Annotated in this window: 11 protein-coding genes; 4 read left to right on the forward strand and 7 right to left on the reverse strand. The window is 63.6% G+C overall.

Annotation, left to right across the window (positions count from 1 at the left end; all coding sequences use genetic code 11):
- Window positions 1–103: 103 nt before the first annotated feature.
- Complete coding sequence (locus tag ACNJX8_RS38620) at window positions 104–5,995, reverse strand: VCBS domain-containing protein (RefSeq protein ID WP_439358874.1); 5,892 nt, start codon at window positions 5,993–5,995, stop codon at window positions 104–106.
- Between the two features lie 621 nt (window positions 5,996–6,616).
- On the opposite strand from ACNJX8_RS38620, the gene ACNJX8_RS38625 reads away from it, so the two are divergent.
- Window positions 6,617–7,348, forward strand: a complete 732-nt coding sequence (locus ACNJX8_RS38625; protein WP_439358875.1) for a transglutaminase-like cysteine peptidase — start codon at window positions 6,617–6,619, stop codon at window positions 7,346–7,348.
- Window positions 7,349–7,639: 291 nt separating this feature from the next.
- On the forward strand, window positions 7,640–8,755 hold the full coding sequence (locus tag ACNJX8_RS38630) for a lysozyme inhibitor LprI family protein (RefSeq protein ID WP_439358876.1): 1,116 nt from the start codon (window positions 7,640–7,642) through the stop codon (window positions 8,753–8,755).
- A 297-nt stretch (window positions 8,756–9,052) separates the two neighbouring features.
- Here ACNJX8_RS38630 and ACNJX8_RS38635 read toward each other — a convergent pair whose 3' ends face one another.
- From ACNJX8_RS38635 to ACNJX8_RS38660, 6 genes are all read right to left on the reverse strand, one after another.
- The gene (locus ACNJX8_RS38635) at window positions 9,053–10,252 is read right to left on the reverse strand and encodes an ABC transporter substrate-binding protein (protein WP_439358877.1); all 1,200 of its coding nucleotides are present in this window, start codon (window positions 10,250–10,252) and stop codon (window positions 9,053–9,055) included.
- A 100-nt stretch (window positions 10,253–10,352) separates the two neighbouring features.
- Window positions 10,353–12,191 carry an AMP-dependent synthetase/ligase gene (locus tag ACNJX8_RS38640; protein WP_439358878.1) on the reverse strand — a complete coding sequence of 613 codons (1,839 nt, stop codon included), beginning with the start codon at window positions 12,189–12,191 and terminating at the stop codon, window positions 10,353–10,355.
- A 78-nt stretch (window positions 12,192–12,269) separates the two neighbouring features.
- Entirely contained in the window at window positions 12,270–13,058 is a 789-nt protein-coding gene (locus ACNJX8_RS38645; protein ID WP_008541389.1) for an ABC transporter ATP-binding protein, read from the reverse strand.
- 4 nt (window positions 13,059–13,062) lie between these two features.
- Complete coding sequence (locus ACNJX8_RS38650) at window positions 13,063–13,821, reverse strand: ABC transporter ATP-binding protein (protein WP_060737253.1); 759 nt, start codon at window positions 13,819–13,821, stop codon at window positions 13,063–13,065.
- Window positions 13,818–14,969 (reverse strand): branched-chain amino acid ABC transporter permease, encoded by a 1,152-nt coding sequence (locus ACNJX8_RS38655; protein WP_439358879.1) that lies wholly within the window; start codon window positions 14,967–14,969, stop codon window positions 13,818–13,820. Before ACNJX8_RS38655 ends, ACNJX8_RS38650 begins: the two co-directional genes overlap by 4 nt.
- Window positions 14,970–14,974: 5 nt before the next feature.
- Window positions 14,975–15,850: a branched-chain amino acid ABC transporter permease gene (locus tag ACNJX8_RS38660; RefSeq protein ID WP_128936774.1), complete on the reverse strand. Its 876-nt coding sequence runs from the start codon at window positions 15,848–15,850 to the stop codon at window positions 14,975–14,977.
- A 251-nt stretch (window positions 15,851–16,101) separates the two neighbouring features.
- On the opposite strand from ACNJX8_RS38660, the gene ACNJX8_RS38665 reads away from it, so the two are divergent.
- A complete protein-coding gene (locus ACNJX8_RS38665; RefSeq protein WP_128942110.1) occupies window positions 16,102–16,851 on the forward strand; it encodes an ABC transporter ATP-binding protein in 750 nt (249 codons plus the stop codon).
- Window positions 16,848–18,374: a permease gene (locus tag ACNJX8_RS38670; RefSeq protein WP_439358880.1), complete on the forward strand. Its 1,527-nt coding sequence runs from the start codon at window positions 16,848–16,850 to the stop codon at window positions 18,372–18,374. Before ACNJX8_RS38665 ends, ACNJX8_RS38670 begins: the two co-directional genes overlap by 4 nt.
- Window positions 18,375–18,418 lie beyond the last annotated feature (44 nt).

An 18,418-nucleotide genomic window follows, 5' to 3' on the forward strand; every position in this document is an offset into this window, starting at 1 on the left:
CATGGAGCGTCTGCGCGCGATTTGCTATGCCCTGGCAGCTGAGGATTATGGATTTTTTGCCGCGGTCAAGAAAGCCGTCGGCCGTGGAGGGGCCAGGCGTTCATCAGGTGATGTGGAAGATGAAATCGCCGGCCTTGAGATTTGCCGCGATCACGTTCTTTAGCAGCAGCGACTCGTTCTCCGTGAACGGCGCGCCCTCAGGCTGTGTGACCTGCTGATGCCAAGTGATCAGCGTGTCGCCGGAGCCCTGCTGGACGATGATGAGATTGCTAATGGAGTTGACGTCCGAGAATTGACGCAGGTCGATCTTGTCCAGCCCCGTCGTGAAATCGGTGATGGTGTGCGAGAGGTCGGTGACGGGTTGCCCGTTCTGGTCGTACAGCACGCCCGGCGAGAACACGAACTGATCCTTGCCGGCGCCGCCGGTCAGCGTGTCGCCCGTATCGGTCGCGAAGATGACGTCCTTACCGTCGGTGCCTTCCAGAGTGACGCCATGGCCGGTGTCCCCCGCCTCGTTGAAGATGAAGTGGACGGTATCGAACAGGCCGGTGGTCTTGTCCGTCACCGTCAGCGTGATCTGATCATTGTCCGGCGGCGTTTGGCCCGGATCATAGGTGACCCCATCCGCGAGGGCCAAGTTGATGTCGTCGAGAGAGCCGCACACCGCCCCCGGGGCGACACTGCTGTCCGGATCATGTGCAGTTACGGCCGTGATCTTGAACTCATCCGTCGCAGCGCCGGGATCGGTGTCGATGACCGAGAGACCGGTGATGAAGTCGGTGTTGCTCTCGTTGGCGTGCCAGACGTAGAAGCTCGTGGTGTCGATGACCGGGCCGCTGGCGTCGTCGGCGCCGGTCACGTCCACCGTGAGCGTTGCCGTGCCGGTGGCACCATGCGCGTCCGTGGTCTGGACCGTGAAAATATCCGCATAGGACCCGTCCGACAGCGCGTTGATGGCCCCTGCATTGGGAACGTAGCTGTAGCTGCCGTCCGGGTTGACCGTCAGCGAGCCGTACAGACCCGCAACCGTCGTCGTGGCATGGTGATCCGCGTTCAGGACGGCATAGGTCAGCGTCGCCGTCTCGCCGCTATCGGCGTCGGTGCCGGCCAGTTGACCGGTAAGATCGGAGAAGGTGTCGGCAGCGGTCGTGTCCGTGAGCGGGCCGATGTGGAGATCGGCGAGTGTCGGCGCATCGTTGCTGCCGGCGATGTTGATGGTGACGACACCACCCGTGCCAGCGCCCTCGGCATCCGACGGAACGATCGTGTATTGCAGCGACAGCGTCTGGCCGGCGGCGAGGAAGTCGAAGGCCTGGCTGCCCGAATTGAAATTCCAGGTGAACTGGGCGTAGCTGGCCGTGCCGTCGAGGATGTCGCCGGACGGCACGGTGAGATAGTTCAAAAGGTCCGCATGCGACAGCCCGCCGACGTCGCCGGTCTGCGGCACGCCGTCGAGAGAGACCTGCACCTGACTGACCGACACCGTGACGTGATCGATCGCGTCGACATCGGAGACCGCCAGCACGCCATGCGAAAGCTGGCCGGCATTGGTTTCCATCAGATCGGCGACGGCGCCGCCCGGCCCGGAGGTCCCGCTGGCCCAGTCCGCGGTGCCCTCGATTGCGAGGCTGTGGGCGGAGTTGACCATATTGGTGGCCGTGGTCCCGCTGCCGTCGCCGAGCTGATAATACGCGGCAAGATTCGCCTCGCTGCCGCTGAGGCCGGTGAAATCGATCGACTGGATCTGCGTCTGCGTGAGCGCAGTAGTCCAGACGCTGACATCGGCGATCGAGCCGAAGAAGCCTTCCGCTCCGAAGCCCGGCGCGCCTGGGTCGCTCGCGGCGCCGATCATCATGTAGGACGCCGACGGATTCGACGGACTGCCGTCGATCGGATTGAAGCCCCATGACTGCGAATATTCGAGGTTTCCGTCGAGATAGAGCGTGAAGGTGCCGTTGTCGCGGGTCAGCGCGACGTTGTGCCACTGCGACGCAGTGAGCGCCACGCCGGTATCGGCGATCTGGACGCCGCCCGCGAGAATCTGCAGCTCCATAGTGCCATCGGCGTTGACGGTGCCAAGGAGACCGAAGCCGGTGGTCGAGGTGTTGCCGTTGTAGAACAGGATCTGGCCGTGGCCGGCATCTGCTGCGCCGTTCCAGTTCACCCAGCCGTCCAGCGTCACGTCATCGGTGGCGACCGTCGGCACGTCGCCGACCGCGATGGTCTGGCCGTCGAAGTTCATGTAGTTCGACGTCACATAGGAAACGGCCGGCGCATCGTTGGTGCCGGTGATCGTGACGGTGACGTCCTGCGAGACTTGCGCGCCGTGATCGTCGGTAAAGGTGACGGTGTAGACCTGGGTGATGGTCTGCCCCTCCGCCAGCGACTGCAGCACGGCATCGCTATTGTCCAGCGTGAAGTGCCAGCCCAGCGTCGCGCCGTTGCTGGTGTCGGTGCTGGATTCGGACACCGGGTCGATCGTGAAGGTGCCGATATTCGTGCTGTCGTCCTCGAAGCCCGGCAGAGCCGAACTGACGGACGACGATTTGAACGACCACTGCGCCGTATGAGTGTCGGTCAGGTCGACGTCCTGGATCGCCAGCGTGCCGCATGCCGACAGCGACGAACCCTCATCCTCGGTGACCGCGCCTGTCGCCGCGGCCGCATCGCTGGTGATGGTCGGCGCGTCGTTGACGCCGCTGATCGTGACGGTGACATCCTGGCTGACGGTGCCGCCGTGATGGTCATCGAACGTGACGGTGTAGACTTGGGTGATGGTCTGGCCCTGCGCGAGCGATTGCAGCATCGCGTCGTTGTTGCCGAGCGTGAAGTGCCAGCCGAGCGTAGCGCCGTTGTTGGTGTCGGTGCCGGATTCGAGCACCGACGGATCGATCGTGAACGTGCCGATGTTCGTGCTGTTGGCGTCGAACCCCGGCAGAGCCGAGCTGACGGATGACGACTTGAACACCGCCTGCGCGGTATGAGTGTCGATCAGGTCGAGGTCCTGGATCGCCAGTGTGCCGTCAATCGACAATGTCGGACCGGTGTCCTCGGTGACCTCGCCCGTTGCCGCCAAGGCATCGCTGGTGACGGTCGGCGCATCGTTGACGCCCGTGATGGTGACGGTGACGTCCTGCGTGACCGTCGCATTGTGATTGTCAGTGAAGGTGACGGTGTAGACCTGGGTGATGGTCTGACCTTCCGCCAGCGACTGCAGCATCGCATTGCTGTTGTCGAGCGTGAAGTGCCAACCCAGCGTGGCGCCGTCGTTGGTGTCGGTGTTGGATTCGAGCACCGAAGGATCGATCGTGAAGGTGCCGATATTCGTAGCGCCCTCAACAAAGCCCGGCAGATGCGCGCTCGAGGACGACGACTTGAACACCGCCTGCGCCGTATGGGTGTCGATCAGGTCCAGATCCTGGATCGCCAGCGTGCCGTCGATCGACAGCGACAGGGCCGTATCCTCGATGACTTTGCCCGTCGCCGCCGCGGCGCTGCTGGTCACGGTCGGCGCATCGTTGGTCCCGGTAATGGTGACCGTGACGTCCTGGGTGACCGTTCCGCCGTGATGATCGTCGACGGTAACGGTGTAGACCTGCGTGATGGTCTGGCCTTCGGCCAGCGACTGGAGCACCGGATCGTTATCGTCGAGCGTGAAGGTCCAGCCCACGGACCCTCGCGTGCTGACGCCGGGGCTCTCGCTCACCGGCAGAAGCGCGAAAGTGCCGATATGCGAGCTGCCGTCGCTGAAGCCGGGCAGATGCGCGCTCGACGTCGTCGACTTCAGGGCGAAGCTCGCGCTGTGCGTGTCCGTGAGATCAGGGTCGTTGAAGGCGATGGTACCCTCGGCCGTCAGGGGCGTCGCATCCTCCGTCACCGCGCCGGTCGGGATCGTGGAGTCTTCGACGATCGTCGGCACGTCGTTGGTGCCCTCGACATTGACGTCCGCACCGTTGATGGACACGCTGATCGGCGTGCTGACCACACCGCCGTGCCCGTCATCGACCTGCACCACATAATTGAGGGTCAGCGTCTCGCCTTCGGCGAGGAAATCGAACAAGTGGTCGGGAACGCTGTAGGTCCAGGTGGCCGAGCCGTTGTTGCTGTTTCCCGCGCCCTGCACCACGGTCAGCGGCACCTCGACGGCGGCGATTGCGGCACGTTGCTCCGGCGTCAGCGTCGCGGTGATATCGTTGCCTTCAGCATCGAGATATTTGAACGGCTGGGTCGACGAGAGCGCCGCGCTCACGATCGGCCGGTCCGTCAGATCGACGTCGGCAAACGTGACCGTGCCCGTGATGGTGTCCAGAGCCTCGTTGCCGGTCCCGACCTTCTCGATGACGGTGCCACCCGATGTCGCGACGGTGGGCTTGTCGTTCGTCCCCGTGATCGTGATGGTGATCGGGATGAACTTGGACTCCGGGTTCACCGCGAAATTGGTATCGACGCGAACCATGTAGGTTAGCGTCAGCGTTTCGCCGGCTGCGAGGAAGTCGAAGACGTGGTCGGGGACCGTGTAGGTCCAGACCGCAGAGCCATTGTTGTTGTTGCCGCCATCGGCAACGACGTTGATCTGGATCTGCGTCGCCGCGATGTCCTGCTTCTGCAGCGCGGTGAGTGAGCCAGTAACGTCCTGCTGGCCCGCGTTCTTGTAGACGTAGTTCGGCGCCTCGGCGAGGCTCACCGACACCGTCGGCAGGTCGCCGAGGTTTTGATCGACGAAGGTGATCCGGCCGGAGACCGTGTCGTTATGCGTCGTGTCGCCCGTGGTGTCCGCGCGCTCGGTGAACTCGAACGCCGTCTTCACGTTGCCGCTGGAATCGAGGCTTTGCACCAGTGGCTGGCCGGGAACACGGGTGGCCGTGGGCGTGGAGGCGTGGGGGCCGTCCTGTCCCTGCGGATTGAGATTGACGAATGTCGCGATCGCGATCGGGCCCGCCCCCGATTTGAACACCACGTCCTGGCTGATCGGCGTGATCGTGTCGGTGAAGTTCGTGGTCAGCTTGGTGTTGGTGTTGTTGTCGGTGAACTTCAGCGTGAACACGTCCGTGATCAGCTTCTGCACGTCCGGCGACATCAGCGCATTGCTGATCGAGACGTTGCCGCCGCTGATCTGGATCATCTGGCCGGCCTGGTTGACCGTCGCGATCGGCAGCAGCGTGACCTTGTCGAACAGGATGTAGGAGCCCGTGGTGCCGTTCGGCTCGACCAGCACCTGGAAGCTCGCCTGCGGCTGCGGATCGCCGCCGCCGGCGGGAACGACGAAGTTGATCTGGGTCAGCACCGCGGTGCCGCGGATGCCCATGGTGGCGACCGGCGTGTCGATCTTCATGTCGCCGTGCTTGGCGGTCTCGCCGGCGACGAAGGTGATGGTGCCCGCGACCAGGCTCAGCAGCGAGGAGTTGCTCGACCCGTTGGGGTCATAGACCATCTCGTTCAGCACCATCCGCGCATTGGAGGACAGGCCGAACACGGTGCCGTCGATGAAGGTGATGCCGAGCGTCGAATCGGCGCCGGTCGAGACCACGTCGCCCTTCTCGACATTGTCGCCGTTGTTCAGGATGACCGAAACGCCATTGCGGATCGCGGTCGCGCTGCCGGAGAGTTTTGTGACGTGACCGATGACCTGGGCCGCGGCAGCGCCAGGCGCGGCCTGCGCATATTGCACATGGCCCGTGAGCGCGCTGACGACGTCGCCGCTGAGGTGGGCGCCATCGGGCGAGGCGACCGCCGCGCGCTTGTCGCCCCTAAAATAATCGTGAACGACGAACTCATGACCCTCATGGGACAGCACGAGGTCGAGACCTGCGCGCTTGAATTCGCCACTGAAGATCAGGTTGGGATCGGGAACAACGAACGCGCCATCGGGCACGTGACCATGCGCCTTGGCGATAAAGGGCTTGGCAGCAGAGAAATCGACATGGCCATCGGCGAGCGAACGGGAATCCTGGCCGTCCAAGGACATCGCGGCGTCAAATTTGCCAGCGTAATTCAATCGGGCACCGTAAAAAGGGTTAAAATCTAAGTAAGTATCGACCGCCTAAGCTTGCATAGCATTACCAAGTCCTTAGCGAAACCATCTATTGCTTGTGTGATTTCGCGTCACCGAGCCGCCGCCGGCTCGGTCGGAGCAAGTCTTCATGGAGGAAGCGGGGCAACTCGAGAAATATTTTGAAGTATAATTTCGCCTGTTTGAGCCCATTTCCGGCACTCCTACGTATTCCACTGTATAGATCTGGTAACGAATACTTGTGTCATCTCTTGTTCGTGGTGCCCCGCAGCACACTGGGGCAAATACGGAGCCAAATCTGTGACCCAACTAACAGAACCCGGGAAATATCGGGCCGTTAGCCATAGGACGCGGAATCAGCGAGCGCACAACCAATACCTGCAATTGGCTCCATTTCGCGGCACGCGGCGCTTCCCCTAGCCCCCGATTCGTAAAATTTTATGCAATCTGGGCAGGCTCGTTTCAGCCTGTTCCCCGGTTTCGGGGCCCCTGCCGGGCGCGTTAAGCAGAACAAAACGGCCCGTCTCGCACTATCTCCGCGAAAGCAACAAAGCCCGGCACGTCGAGATCGAGGGGGATCTCGCGATGCCCGGAAGGGGATGTCAGATGGAGACCGCTGCTCGCTCGCGCGCTTGGCGCGCAATCCTTGTCTTGTGCGCATTGATCCTGCTCGGATCGGTCGCCGAGCTTCGCGCCGGCACGTTGCTGTCGCCGGGCGCCGGCGTCCTCGTGCGCAAATCCGCCGAGCCGTTCGGCGTGTTCGCCTTTGCCATCTCATCGGGCAGCCTGCAACGGAAATGGCTCGCGCTGAAGGACAGGCTCGACGACGACATGGTGCAGCTCGCGCTGTGCGATGGCGACCGGGACCATTGCGCATCGCCTGCGGCCCTGAAACTGCTCGCCATCGTCGACCAGGCCCGTGATCGCGACGGCCGCGCGAAGCTGGGCGAGGCCAACCGCGCCATCAACCTCGCCATCCGGGCCACCAATGACGGCACCGACGACGTCTGGAGCTCGCCGCTTGCGACTTTCCAGCGCGGCGCCGGCGATTGCGAAGACTATGCCATTGCCAAGCTCGCCGCCCTGCGGCTCGCCGGCGTTGCCGCCGAAGACCTCCGCATCGTCGTGGTGCGCGACACCCACGCCGGCGAGGCGCATGCGGTGGCCGCCGCACGGCTCGACGGCCACTGGCTGATGCTCGACAACCGCCGCATGGCAATGGTCGCGGACGACGCGGCACCGATCTACCAGCCGCTGTTCGTGCTCTATCAGTCAGCCGTGATGAAGTATGTCGACGAACCCGTGCGGTTCTCGATGGCCGCCACCGAGACGCATTGAACCCGGATCCTGTAGGCGCGCGACGAGGCAATCCAATACGGTGTCGTCCCGGCGAAGGCCGGGACCCATACCGCGTGATCTTTCGGTAAACGCAGGTACATGTACCAAAGGAAACCGAATAACCACCAATCTTCGCCAAACGTCTCCCCAGGGTTATGGGTCCCGGCCTTCGCCGGGACGACGCTGCAGAACCTTGTAGCTCGCTTCTGGAATAAGCCCTCCAGCCACAAAGCCATTCCGTCACATCGTCCGGGACGCTAGCATGGCCGCGGCTATGCGGGGGCGACTGGAATGCGGTTCATCGTGACGACTGTGCTTGCGCTGCTGGCGTTGCCGGCGGCACCAGCCTCCGCGCAATCCGACCGCCCCGTTGCCGATCGGCTGCCGCTGTTTGCCAAGAACAACTGCCAACAGATTCGCGATCCCGGCAACCAATTGTTCTGCGGCGATGCCGAGCTTGCCGCCGCCGCCGAGAAGCTGAGCTCGGCGATCGAGGCACGGCTCGCCCGCCTGCCCGATCGCCTGCCCGCGATCGAGGAGAATGCGATCTGGAACCGGCAGCGCAACCTCAGCTGCGGCATCGTCGGCCAGACCGCGATCCGCGCCGACGATTTCGACCGGGTGAAGGCGTGCCTGCTCAAGGTCACCGAGGAGCGCGCCGCAATTGTGCGCGATCCGGATTTCGACTGTCTCGCGGCCAACACCGCGGCGGGCGCGCTGATCTGCGCGGACCCGGCGCTGGCGCTTGCCGAAACCGAGTTGAACAGCCAGGTGCTCGGCCTGATCGGCAGGCTGGACCCGACCGCAGCGCGCTTTGCCTTCGCCGAATATGGAAGGTGGACGCGAGAGCGCGACCGCAAATGCAATCTGGTCGGCAAGGAGAACGTGCCGCTCCTGGAGCTGGAATCCGCGGAGGACTGTCTCGCCGACCATTTGAAGCGCAAGACCGATGAGATTCGCGCCGCGAGAGGCGACCCCAAGAAGGTGTTCGGCCGGCAGGTCGCGGCCCACTCGCCCGACACCGACGCGGTCGACTTCTGCGCCGCGCGGATTCACGCGGCCAATTCGTGTGGAAATTTCCTCCGCATCAACCGCGTCTACGCGCTCGACAGCCAGGTGACCGAGCAGGAGGCGCAGGTCACCGGCGAGATCGAGATGGCCGTGCTGGCGCCCTTCACCATGTGCAGCAAGGTCGCCTCCACCTGCACCGGCACCTGCTGGGACGCCAGAACCGGTCGTCCGCAACCGAAAGCCAGCAACAAGGAGCGCGCCGGCGAGGCTTTCAATGTCACGCGCCGGCTGAGGATCCAGCGGACTTTTGCTTTCGTGAAAGCCGCCGATGGCTGGCGCTGCCGCGAAGACGAACTGGCCCCGGTGAACTCGGGCAACGCGGCTGGAGGATCGTGAACTCTTACCCTCCCCTCAAGGGCAGGGCTATCGCATATGGATTTCACGAAGATTGTCCGCGGGCTTGCTCGGCCTCTCCCGCTTGCGGGAGAGGCCGACGCGCTCGCAGAGCGCGGCGAGTGAGGGCTCTCGCCACGCAGAGACGCCCTCCACAATTCAACAATCCCAACGCGGAGACACCCCCACCCCAGCCCTCCCCCGCAAGCGGGAGAGGGAGCCCAGCGCCGATGCCGCAGCATCGTGCACGCCATATGCGATAGCCCTCCCCTCCAGGGGAGGGTGAAAGCGACACCTCAATCAAAACATCAGATTGTCCTTCACCAGCACCCAGCGGCCGCCCTTGACCTGCTGTACCTGGGTGATGGTGTTGGCGAGGTGGTCGGTCTTGGAGAACTTGGTCGGGGGCGAGTTGAAGATGTCGAGGAATTTGTCGCCCGACTCCAGCGCGTCCAGCATCTTCTGACCCGTGAGATCCTTGCCGGCCTTGTTGGCGTAGAACGCAAACGTCATCACGGCATTGTAGCCGACGATGGCCTGCGTGTTGGCGTCGGTGCCAAACATCTTCTTGTAGTTGACCAGCCAGTCCTTGACCTTGCCCTTGGCGGTGTCTTCGTAAGGAATCTCGAAGCCGCTGGCTGCGTAGAGACCTTCGACGGCTTCCTTGCCGAGCATCGGCACCTCCATCACATTGGTCGGTGTCGCACCGAGGAAGGTGACGTCCCAGCCGAGCTTCTTGGCTTCGGTCATCGCTCCTATGGTCTCGCGGAGCACAGTGCCGAGCAGGACGAGGTCGCAGCCATCGGACTTCATCTTGGCGATCTGCGCGCTGAAATCGGAGGCGCCGCGCTTGTAACTCGTGATCGACGCCGGCTGCACCTTCATCGCGGTGAGCTGCTGGTTGAAGCCGTCGAGCACGTTCTTGCCGTACTCGTCATCCTGATGCATGATGCAGGGCTTCTTGAAACCCTTCCACTCCATCATGTATTTCAGCGCGGCCCGCGTGCTCTCGACGTAAGGCAAGAGGTTGTTGAACTTCAGCCGCTCCTGCGGCTTGGCCGGATCGAACTTGAAGGTGAACTCGGCCGCCGTCAGCGGGAAGAGCTGCATGACGCCGGCGTCGAACAGGATGTCCTGCGCGGCGAGCACTGTCGGCGATCCCATCGGTCCCACCATCGCGAAGATCTTGTCACGCTCGATCAGCTTTTGCGAAGCCAGCACAGCCTTTTTCGGATCATAGCCGCTGTCCTCGACGACCAGTCGAATCTTGCGGCCATTGATTCCGCCGGACGCATTGATCTCCTCGGTCGCCATCTTCATACCGTTTGCGACCGGGACGCCCCAACCCTTGATCGGACCCGACAGATCCTGGTGAGTGCCGATGACGATCTCGGATGCCGAGATGCCCTCATTGGTGACCTTGGTCTGCGCCGCGGCCGGCAGATGCGTGAGCACCACTGCGCTCACCGCAAGGCCGAACGCCCTGAACGACTTCGACATTGATATCTCCTCTCCCTGGCCCGTGTTGCGCGAAGGGCGTGGCCATCGCTCCCTCGCTGATTTCAGCGTCGCCTGGCGCACGGCGTTCCTGCCATGCGCCTCACGCCACCGCACGCTGGCGATACATCGCCTCGATCTCCGCAGCGTAGCGCTTGTTCACGAAGCCGCGCTTCAGCTTCATGGTCGGCGTCAGTTCCTCGTCCTCCGGGGTGAGCTGGCGCTCGATCAGGTAGAACTTCTTGATGGTCTCGACGCGAGCGAAATTGCCGTTGACCTGCTCGATCTCACGCCAGATCAGGTCCTGAATCTCCGTCGCCCGGCACAGGCTGGCATAATTGGTGAACGGAATGTCGTGGTCCTGCGCGAACTTCTCGACGTTCTCCTGGTCGATCATCACGAGGCAGGTCAGATACGGCCGCTTGTCACCGATCACCACGGCGTCCGAGATGTAGGGCGAGAATTTGAGCTGGTTCTCGATCTCGGACGGCGTGATGTTCTTGCCGCCCGAGGTGATGATGATGTCCTTCATCCGGTCGGTGATGCGGACGAAGCCTTCATTGTCGATGGTGCCGACGTCGCCGGTGTGCAGCCAGCCGCGTTGATCGATGGTCTCGGCGGTCTTCTCCGGCTGGTTCAGGTAGCCCATGAACAGGAAGTCGCCCTTGATCAGGATCTCGCCGTCGGGCGACAGCGCGACCTCGCCCCAGAGCACGGCCGTGCCGACCGAGCCGAGCTTGATCCGTTCCGCCGGCATCATGGTGGCCACCCCGCAATTCTCGGTCTGGCCATAGACCTCGTGCATGTCGATGCCGAGCGCGAGATACCAGCGGATCAGCTCCGGGGCGATCGGCGCCGCGCCGGTGAAGGCGATGCGGCAGCGGTCGAGCCCGATCATGCGGCGAATGTTGCGGAATGCGATGCGATAGGCGAGGCGGTTGGCGAGGCGCAGCGATAGCGGCGGCGTCTTACCCTCGAGCCGGCAATCGACCATGCGGTGGCCGACACCGATGGCGCGGCGATAGACCCATTGCTGGAGCGGCGTCGCATCCTTCAGAGCGATGGTGATGGCGGAATAGAATTTTTCCCAGATGCGCGGCACTGCGAGGAAGACCGTCGGCTGCACCTCGCGCAAATTGTCCGGCACTGTCTCCGGGCTCTCGGCAAAGTTCATCACCGAGCCGAGCGCGACCGAGATGTAGTAGCCGCCGATGCGCTCGGCGACGTGGCAGAGTGGCAGAAAGATCAGCCGGTCCTCGTCTTCCTGCGCAGGGATGAAATCGTTGGCGTGGCGCATCTGATGCGTCACGCTGCGGTTGGCATGCATCGCCCCCTTGGGCGGCCCCGTCGTGCCCGACGTGTAGACGAGGATCGCGAGATCGCCGGCGCTGCGGCTGTCGATCATCTCCTGCCACAGCGCCTCGCGGCCGACCATGTGGTTGCAGCCGAGCGCGCGGAACTCGTCGAGCGACATCACCATGTCGTCGGAAAAGCCGCGGAGGCCCTCCATGTCGAACACGATGATCTTCTGCAAAGTAGGACAGCGGGCCCGGCAGGCGAGGACCTTGTCGAGCTGCTCCTCGTCCTCGACGAAGATCACCTTTGTTCTGGAGTCGTTGACGAGATATTCGACCTGGGAGGATGCGTCGGTGGGATAGATGCCCGAGGAGACGCCGCCGGCGCACAGGATGCCCATGTCGGCATGGACCCATTCGGGCACGGCATTGGCGATGATGGAGCCGACGTCGCCGGGCATGAAGCCGATCGCGCGAAGCGCGTAGGCGACTTCCTTTGAGATCTCCAGCCATTGGCGCCAGCTCGTCGGCTGCCAGATACCGAATTTCTTCTCCCGGATCGCCGGCCTGTCGCCCCGCGTCTCGACGGCGCGCAGAAAGCTCTTCGCGATCGTATCAGCGACCGTCAGCACCGCCGGTCGGGCCATGCGCCTCTCCTCCTTGTCGCTTTCCCTTCCGCTGCCTGCCTTGCCGGCGGTCTATGTCTTACGGAGGGGCTGTTCCATCTAACGCCACGTTTTCTTCTTTTTCCAGCGCCGTTCGCCTCTAGCGCCCGCTTCTTTGGCGCCAAGGTAAAATTCCTGGATGTCCTGGGAATGCATCAAGCGGTCGCAGGTGTCGTTCATCACGATCCGGCCGATCTCCAGGACATAGCCGTAATGCGCGGTCTCCAGCGCCACCTTGGCGTTTTGCTCGACCAGCAGGATCGACATGCCCTGCTCCTCGTTGACGCGGCGGATGATGGTGAAGATCTCCTTCACCAGCAGCGGCGACAGGCCGAGCGACGGCTCGTCGAGCAGCAACAACGTCGGCCGGTTCATCAGGGCGCGGCCGATCGCCAGCATCTGCTGCTCGCCGCCGGAGAGCTGTCCGGCCGGCTGGTTGATGCGCTCCTTCAGGCGTGGAAAATAGCCGTAGACGCGCTCCAGATCTTCCGCGACGCCGTCGCGATCCCGGCGCGGATAGGCGCCCATCATCAGGTTCTCGCGCACCGAGAGGAACGGGAAGACTTCGCGCCCCTCCGGCACGTGGCTGAGGCCGAGCCGCACGATCCTGTCGGCTTCCATGCGCTGGATCGGCTTGCCCATGAACTCGATCGCGCCCTTCTGCGGATCGAGGATGCCCGAGATGGTCTTCAGCACCGTGGTCTTGCCGGCGCCATTGGCGCCAAGCAGCGTGACGATGCGGCCGCGCGGCACCTCCAGCGAGATGCCGCGGATCGCCATGATCGGCCCGTAATAGCTCTCGATGTTCGAGAGCTTCAGGATGGTCTCGGGTGTCGCGGTCGCATCCATCACCTCAGGCTCCCAGATACGCGGCGACGACGTCGGGGTGCTGCTGCACCTCGGCCGGCGAGCCCATCGCGAGTACCCGGCCGTAGTTCAGCGCGATGACGCGATCGGAGACGCGATTGACCAGCGACATGTCGTGCTCGACCATCAGCACGGTGACGCCGAGCTCGTTCTTCAAATCGCGGATCCAGAACGACATGTCGTCGGTCTCCTCGACATTGAGGCCGGAGGACGGCTCGTCGAGCAGAATCAGCTTCGGCTCCGAGCACAGCGCACGCGCCAGCTCGATCACCTTGCGCACGCCGTAGGGAAGGCCCGAGATTAGCTTGTCGCGATAGGGTTCGAGATCGAGGAATTCGATGACCTGCTCGACCCGGCGGCGGTGCACCTTCTCGTTGGCCCGCACGCTCGGCAGGAACAGCAGCTCCTGCCAGAGCTGCGTGGTGGAATGGCGGTGGCGGCCGACCAGCAGATTGGAGAGCACGGTCGCGTTCTCGAACAGCTCGATGTTCTGGAAGGTGCGGGCGATGCCGAGCTTGGCGATGTCGTAGGGCGGCTGCTCTGTGATGTCCTGGTCCTCGAAGAAGATGCGGCCCGAGGTCGGCCGGTAGATCCGCGAGATCAGATTGAAGATCGAGCTCTTGCCGGCGCCGTTAGGACCGATGATCGAGAGGATCTCGCCCTTCTCGACCGCGAACGAGACCGCATCGACGGCCTTGAGGCCTCCAAAATGCAGCGACAGGTTCTCGGCGCGGAAATAGCTCATCGGTTGCGCTCCGACTTCACGTAGATCTTCTGCCGCTTGAAGGTGGCGCGCTTGTAGAGCGGGAACAGCTGGAAGAAGAGCTTGATCTTCAGCCAGCGGCCGTAGAGCCCGAGCGGCTCGAACAGCACGAACAGCACGATGATGATGCCGTAGATCGCGCCTTTCAGGCCGTTGAGCGAGGCGAAGGCCGCGACTTTTGACTGGACGTTGCCCGCAGTCGCCGGGCTCGCACCAAATGTCGCGGTGATGCCGGCGATGATGCCGGGCATGTCATCCTTCAGATAGGTTAGGAACGGATCGATCATGACGATGAAGATCGCGCCCAGCACCGCGCCGTGCAGGCTGAAGGCGCCGCCGATCAGGATCACGATGATGAATTCGATCGAGAGCTGAAGCGTGAACATCTCCGGCGAGATGAAGGAGAGCTTGTGCGCGAACAGCACGCCGGCAAGGCCGGTGATCGCCGCCGAGATCGCAAAGGACTTGACCTTGTAGAGCGCGACATTGACGCCCATGCTGCGCGCCGCCGTCTCGGAGTCGCGGATCGCGACGAAGGCGCGCCCCGTCGGCGAACGCAACAGGTTGAGCGTGCCGACGATGGTCAGCACCAGCACGGCAAGACACAGGTAATAGAAGGCCGGGCTGTCACGCGGGACCGTGACGCCGAGCAGCGACAGCGTCTTGACCCGCATGCCCTCGTTGCCGTTGGTGACGGTCTCCCAGCGCGCCAGGACCTCCTCCACGATCAAGGCAAAGGAGATGGTGGCGATGACGAGGTAGATGCCTGTCAGGCGCAGGGCGGGAAAGCCGACCAACGCACCGATGACGCCGGTCAAGGCTCCCGCGGCGAGGAAGTAGACCGGAAACGGCACGTTGTATTTCTGCAAATAGGCCGCAGTATAGGCCCCAATCGCGAGGAACGCGGCGTGGCCGAGCGAAGCCTGCCCCGTGAAGCCGGTGAGGATCAGCAGCGCCACGCCGACGGTCGCATAGATGCAGACGAAGACGAGCTGGCTCATCAGATAGCTGGAGAGCACGTAGGGCGCGATCAGCAGCAGCGCGATCAGGATGCCATAGGTGACGACGTAGCCCGAATGCGGAAACAGCTTGATGTCGTCTTCATAGTCGGTCTTGAACAGAAAGCGCATGGCGTTCAGACCTTCTTGCGGACGTGGAGGCCGAACAGGCCTTCAGGCTTCAAGAGCAGCACGGTGAGCAGCACGATGTAGGGCGCGGCGTCCTTCCAGCCTTCGGGCAAATAAAAGCCGGCCATGCTCTCGATGACGCCGATCAGCACGCCACCAACGACTGCGCCCGGGATCGAGCCGAAGCCACCGAGCACGGCGGCCGGAAATGCCTTCAGGCCGAGCACGAGGCCGACATTGGAGTGGATGAAGGTGATCGGCGCCAGCAGCACACCGGCGCAGGTCGCGACCGCCGCGCTGATGGCCCAGACGATCGACACCACGCGCTTGACCGGAATGCCCATGTAGTAGGCCGCCAGCATGTTCTCGGAGCTGGCGCGCATCGCGGTGCCGAGCGTGGTCTTGTTGAAGAACAGCCAGAGCAGCGTGCACAGGATCATCGTCGCCGCGATCACCGAGAGCTTGTCGTAGGCGAGCACCAGCGAGCCCATGCGCAGCACGCCCTGGCTGAACGGCGTCTCGATCTTCAGATCGTCGGTGCCCCAGATCATGCCAGCGATCGAACGCAGGAAATAGCCGAGGCCGATCGTCGCCATGATGATGGAGAATTGCGGATAGCCGAGGATCGGCCGGACCACCACGCGCTCGGCCAGCATACCGAACAGCGCCATGGCGGCCACCGCACCGGCAAAGCCGATCCAGTAGTTCAGGCCCATCATGCCGATGAAGGTGAAAGCGAAGAAGCCGCCGAGCATCATCAGATCGCCCTGGGCGAAATTGACGACCTCGGTGGCCTTGTAGACGAGCACGAAGCCGAGCGCGATCAGGCCGTAGACGCAGCCGAGCGCAACACCGCTGACCAGCTGCTGAACGAAATCCAGCATCGCCGCGCATCCTCCCGATGCAACCGGCAGCTCTTCCTGACCGCCTTGTCGCATCTTGTGTCCAGTCGCTACGCAGTCGCTTCGCTGCGTCAGCGCCATTTGTCCGAGGACAATTCAGCCTGAACCGCCAAGCGCTGTCAACAAACGGTGACTTGCCTTTAGGATGACGGAATTTGTCGGCCGTAGATTCACGGTGCCGAAACATCTTCAAGTCATGGTCGCGGGCGATGCAAAACCGGATGGTGGACGTCATGAAGCCGGGCAGCTCGGCGCTGGAAGTCGTGGGGTTAACGAAGCGTTTTGACCGTTTGGCGGTCGATGGCCTCGATCTCACCATTCATGCCGGCGAGTTCTATGCCCTGGTCGGCCCCAACGGCGCCGGCAAGACCACCACCCTGCGCATGGTCGCGGGCCTGTTGCGGCCCGACGCCGGCAGCGTCTCGATCTTCGGCATCGATGCGCTCCAAAACCCCGTTGCCGCCAAACAGGTGATGGCATGGGTGTCCGACGAGCCGATGATCTACGACAAGCTGACACCGCTCGAATATCTCGAGTTCGTCGCCGGTCTCTGGGGCATCGCGCCGACAAGCTCGGAACCGGTTGCGCAGGAGCTTCTCGGCTCGCTCGGTCTCGCGCCGCACCGGCACGAACGCTGCGAGGGTTTTTCCAAGGGCATGCGCCAGAAGGTGGCACTGGCCGGCGCGCTGGTGCACCATCCCCACCTCATCATCCTCGACGAGCCGCTGACGGGGTTAGATGCCGTTTCCGCCCGCCATGTGAAGGGCCTCCTCAGCGAGCGCGTCCGCGCCGGCTGCACCGTGATCATGACCACGCATATTCTGGAGGTGGCCGAGCGCATGGCCGACCGCATCGGCGTGATCGCATCGGGCCAACTGGTCGCCGAAGGCACGCTCGACGAGCTGCGCCGGCAGAACGGCCACGCCGACACCAGCCTCGAAGACCTCTTCATCGCGCTGGTGACGCTTCCGGACGCCGCATGAGTTCGGCGACCGCGCTGTCCTGGTTCGCCCGTCACGAGCTCCGGCTCGCCTGGCGCGAATGGTTCGCCATGATGACGGGCGGACGGCGCAAGCGGGCACGCGCCGCCATGATCGGCCTGCTGTTCTTCGCCGCACTCCTGCACGTGCCGGCCTGGGCCGTGATCGGCCGCTTCGCCGACCTGCAACCACCGCTCGACAAATCCTCGCTGATCGTGATCTCGGCGACGATCTTTCTGGCCTGGACCTTGATGCTGTCGCAGGCGATCGAATCGGTGACGCGGGTGTTTTACGCCCGCGCCGATCTCGACCTCATCATGTCCTCGCCGGCGAGGCTGGCCAATCTGTTCTCGGTGCGTATTGCCGCGATCGCGCTCACCGTCACGATGATGGCGCTGCTGTTCTCGACGCCCTTCATCGACGTGCTGGTGATCGGCGGCGGCGCGCGATGGCTGAGCGCGTTCGGCGTCGTGATCGCGATGGGCCTTTCGGCAGCTGCGATCGCGATTGCCGTCACCATTCTCCTGTTTCGGCTGATCGGCCCGGCGCGGACGCGCCTGATCGCCCAGATCCTCGCCGCGATCATCGGCGCGGGCTTCGTGATCGCGCTCCAGGTCGCCGCGATCATGTCCTACGGCACGCTATCGCGCTTCACCATCCTGACCTCGGGTCGCGTGGCCGTCCACGCGCCCGATGTCGACAGCATCTGGTGGTGGCCGGCGCGGGCGACCATGGGCGACAGCGAAGCGCTGCTGTTGCTCCTCGCGCTCGGGCTGGTGCTGCTCGGAAGCGTTATGGCGATCTTCTCACGCCGCTTTGCCGACACCGCCATCGACGCGGCGGCGTATGGCACAGCCGGCCGCGTGCGCGCCAAGGAGCGCCCCTTCCGCGGCGGATCGCGGCAGCAGGCGCTGCGGCGCAAGGAATTTTCGCTGCTCTGGCGCGATCCTTGGCTGATCTCGCAGACCCTGATGCAGCTTCTGTACCTGGTGCCACCGGCGCTGCTGCTCTGGCGCAATTTTGCCGACAGTTCGGCGGCGCTGACGCTGATCACGCCTGTCATGGTGATGGCTGCCGGACAGCTCGCCGGCGGGCTTGCCTGGCTGACCATCTCGGGCGAGGACGCGCCCGACCTGGTCGCGACCGCGCCGCTGACGCCATCCAGCGTCATCCGTGCCAAGATCGAGGTGGTGCTGATCGCGACCGCCGTGATCTTCTGCCCCCTGGTTGCGGCACTGGCCTTCGCCTCGCCATTCCAGGCGGCAATCAGCGCCGGCGCAATCATCATCAGCGCAGCTTCCGCCACCGCGATCCAACTCTGGTTCCGGGTGCAGGCGCGGCGCAGCCAGTTCCGCCGCCGCCAGACTTCCTCGCGGCTTGCGACCTTTGCCGAAGCCTTCTCCTCGATCGGCTGGGCCGCCAGCGCCGCACTGCTGCTTGCTCTCCCCATCGCCGGCCTCGTCAGCGGCCTGATTACAGCCAGCCTCATCGCCATCACCTGGAAGTTCAGCCCAAGGCGCGAATAAGGTGTGAGCGAGGGCCACCTTGAAAGTAAGGCTGATTTACCTTA

Source organism: Bradyrhizobium sp. SPXBL-04 (genome assembly GCF_051853035.1).
GTDB lineage: Bacteria > Pseudomonadota > Alphaproteobacteria > Rhizobiales > Xanthobacteraceae > Bradyrhizobium > Bradyrhizobium zhanjiangense.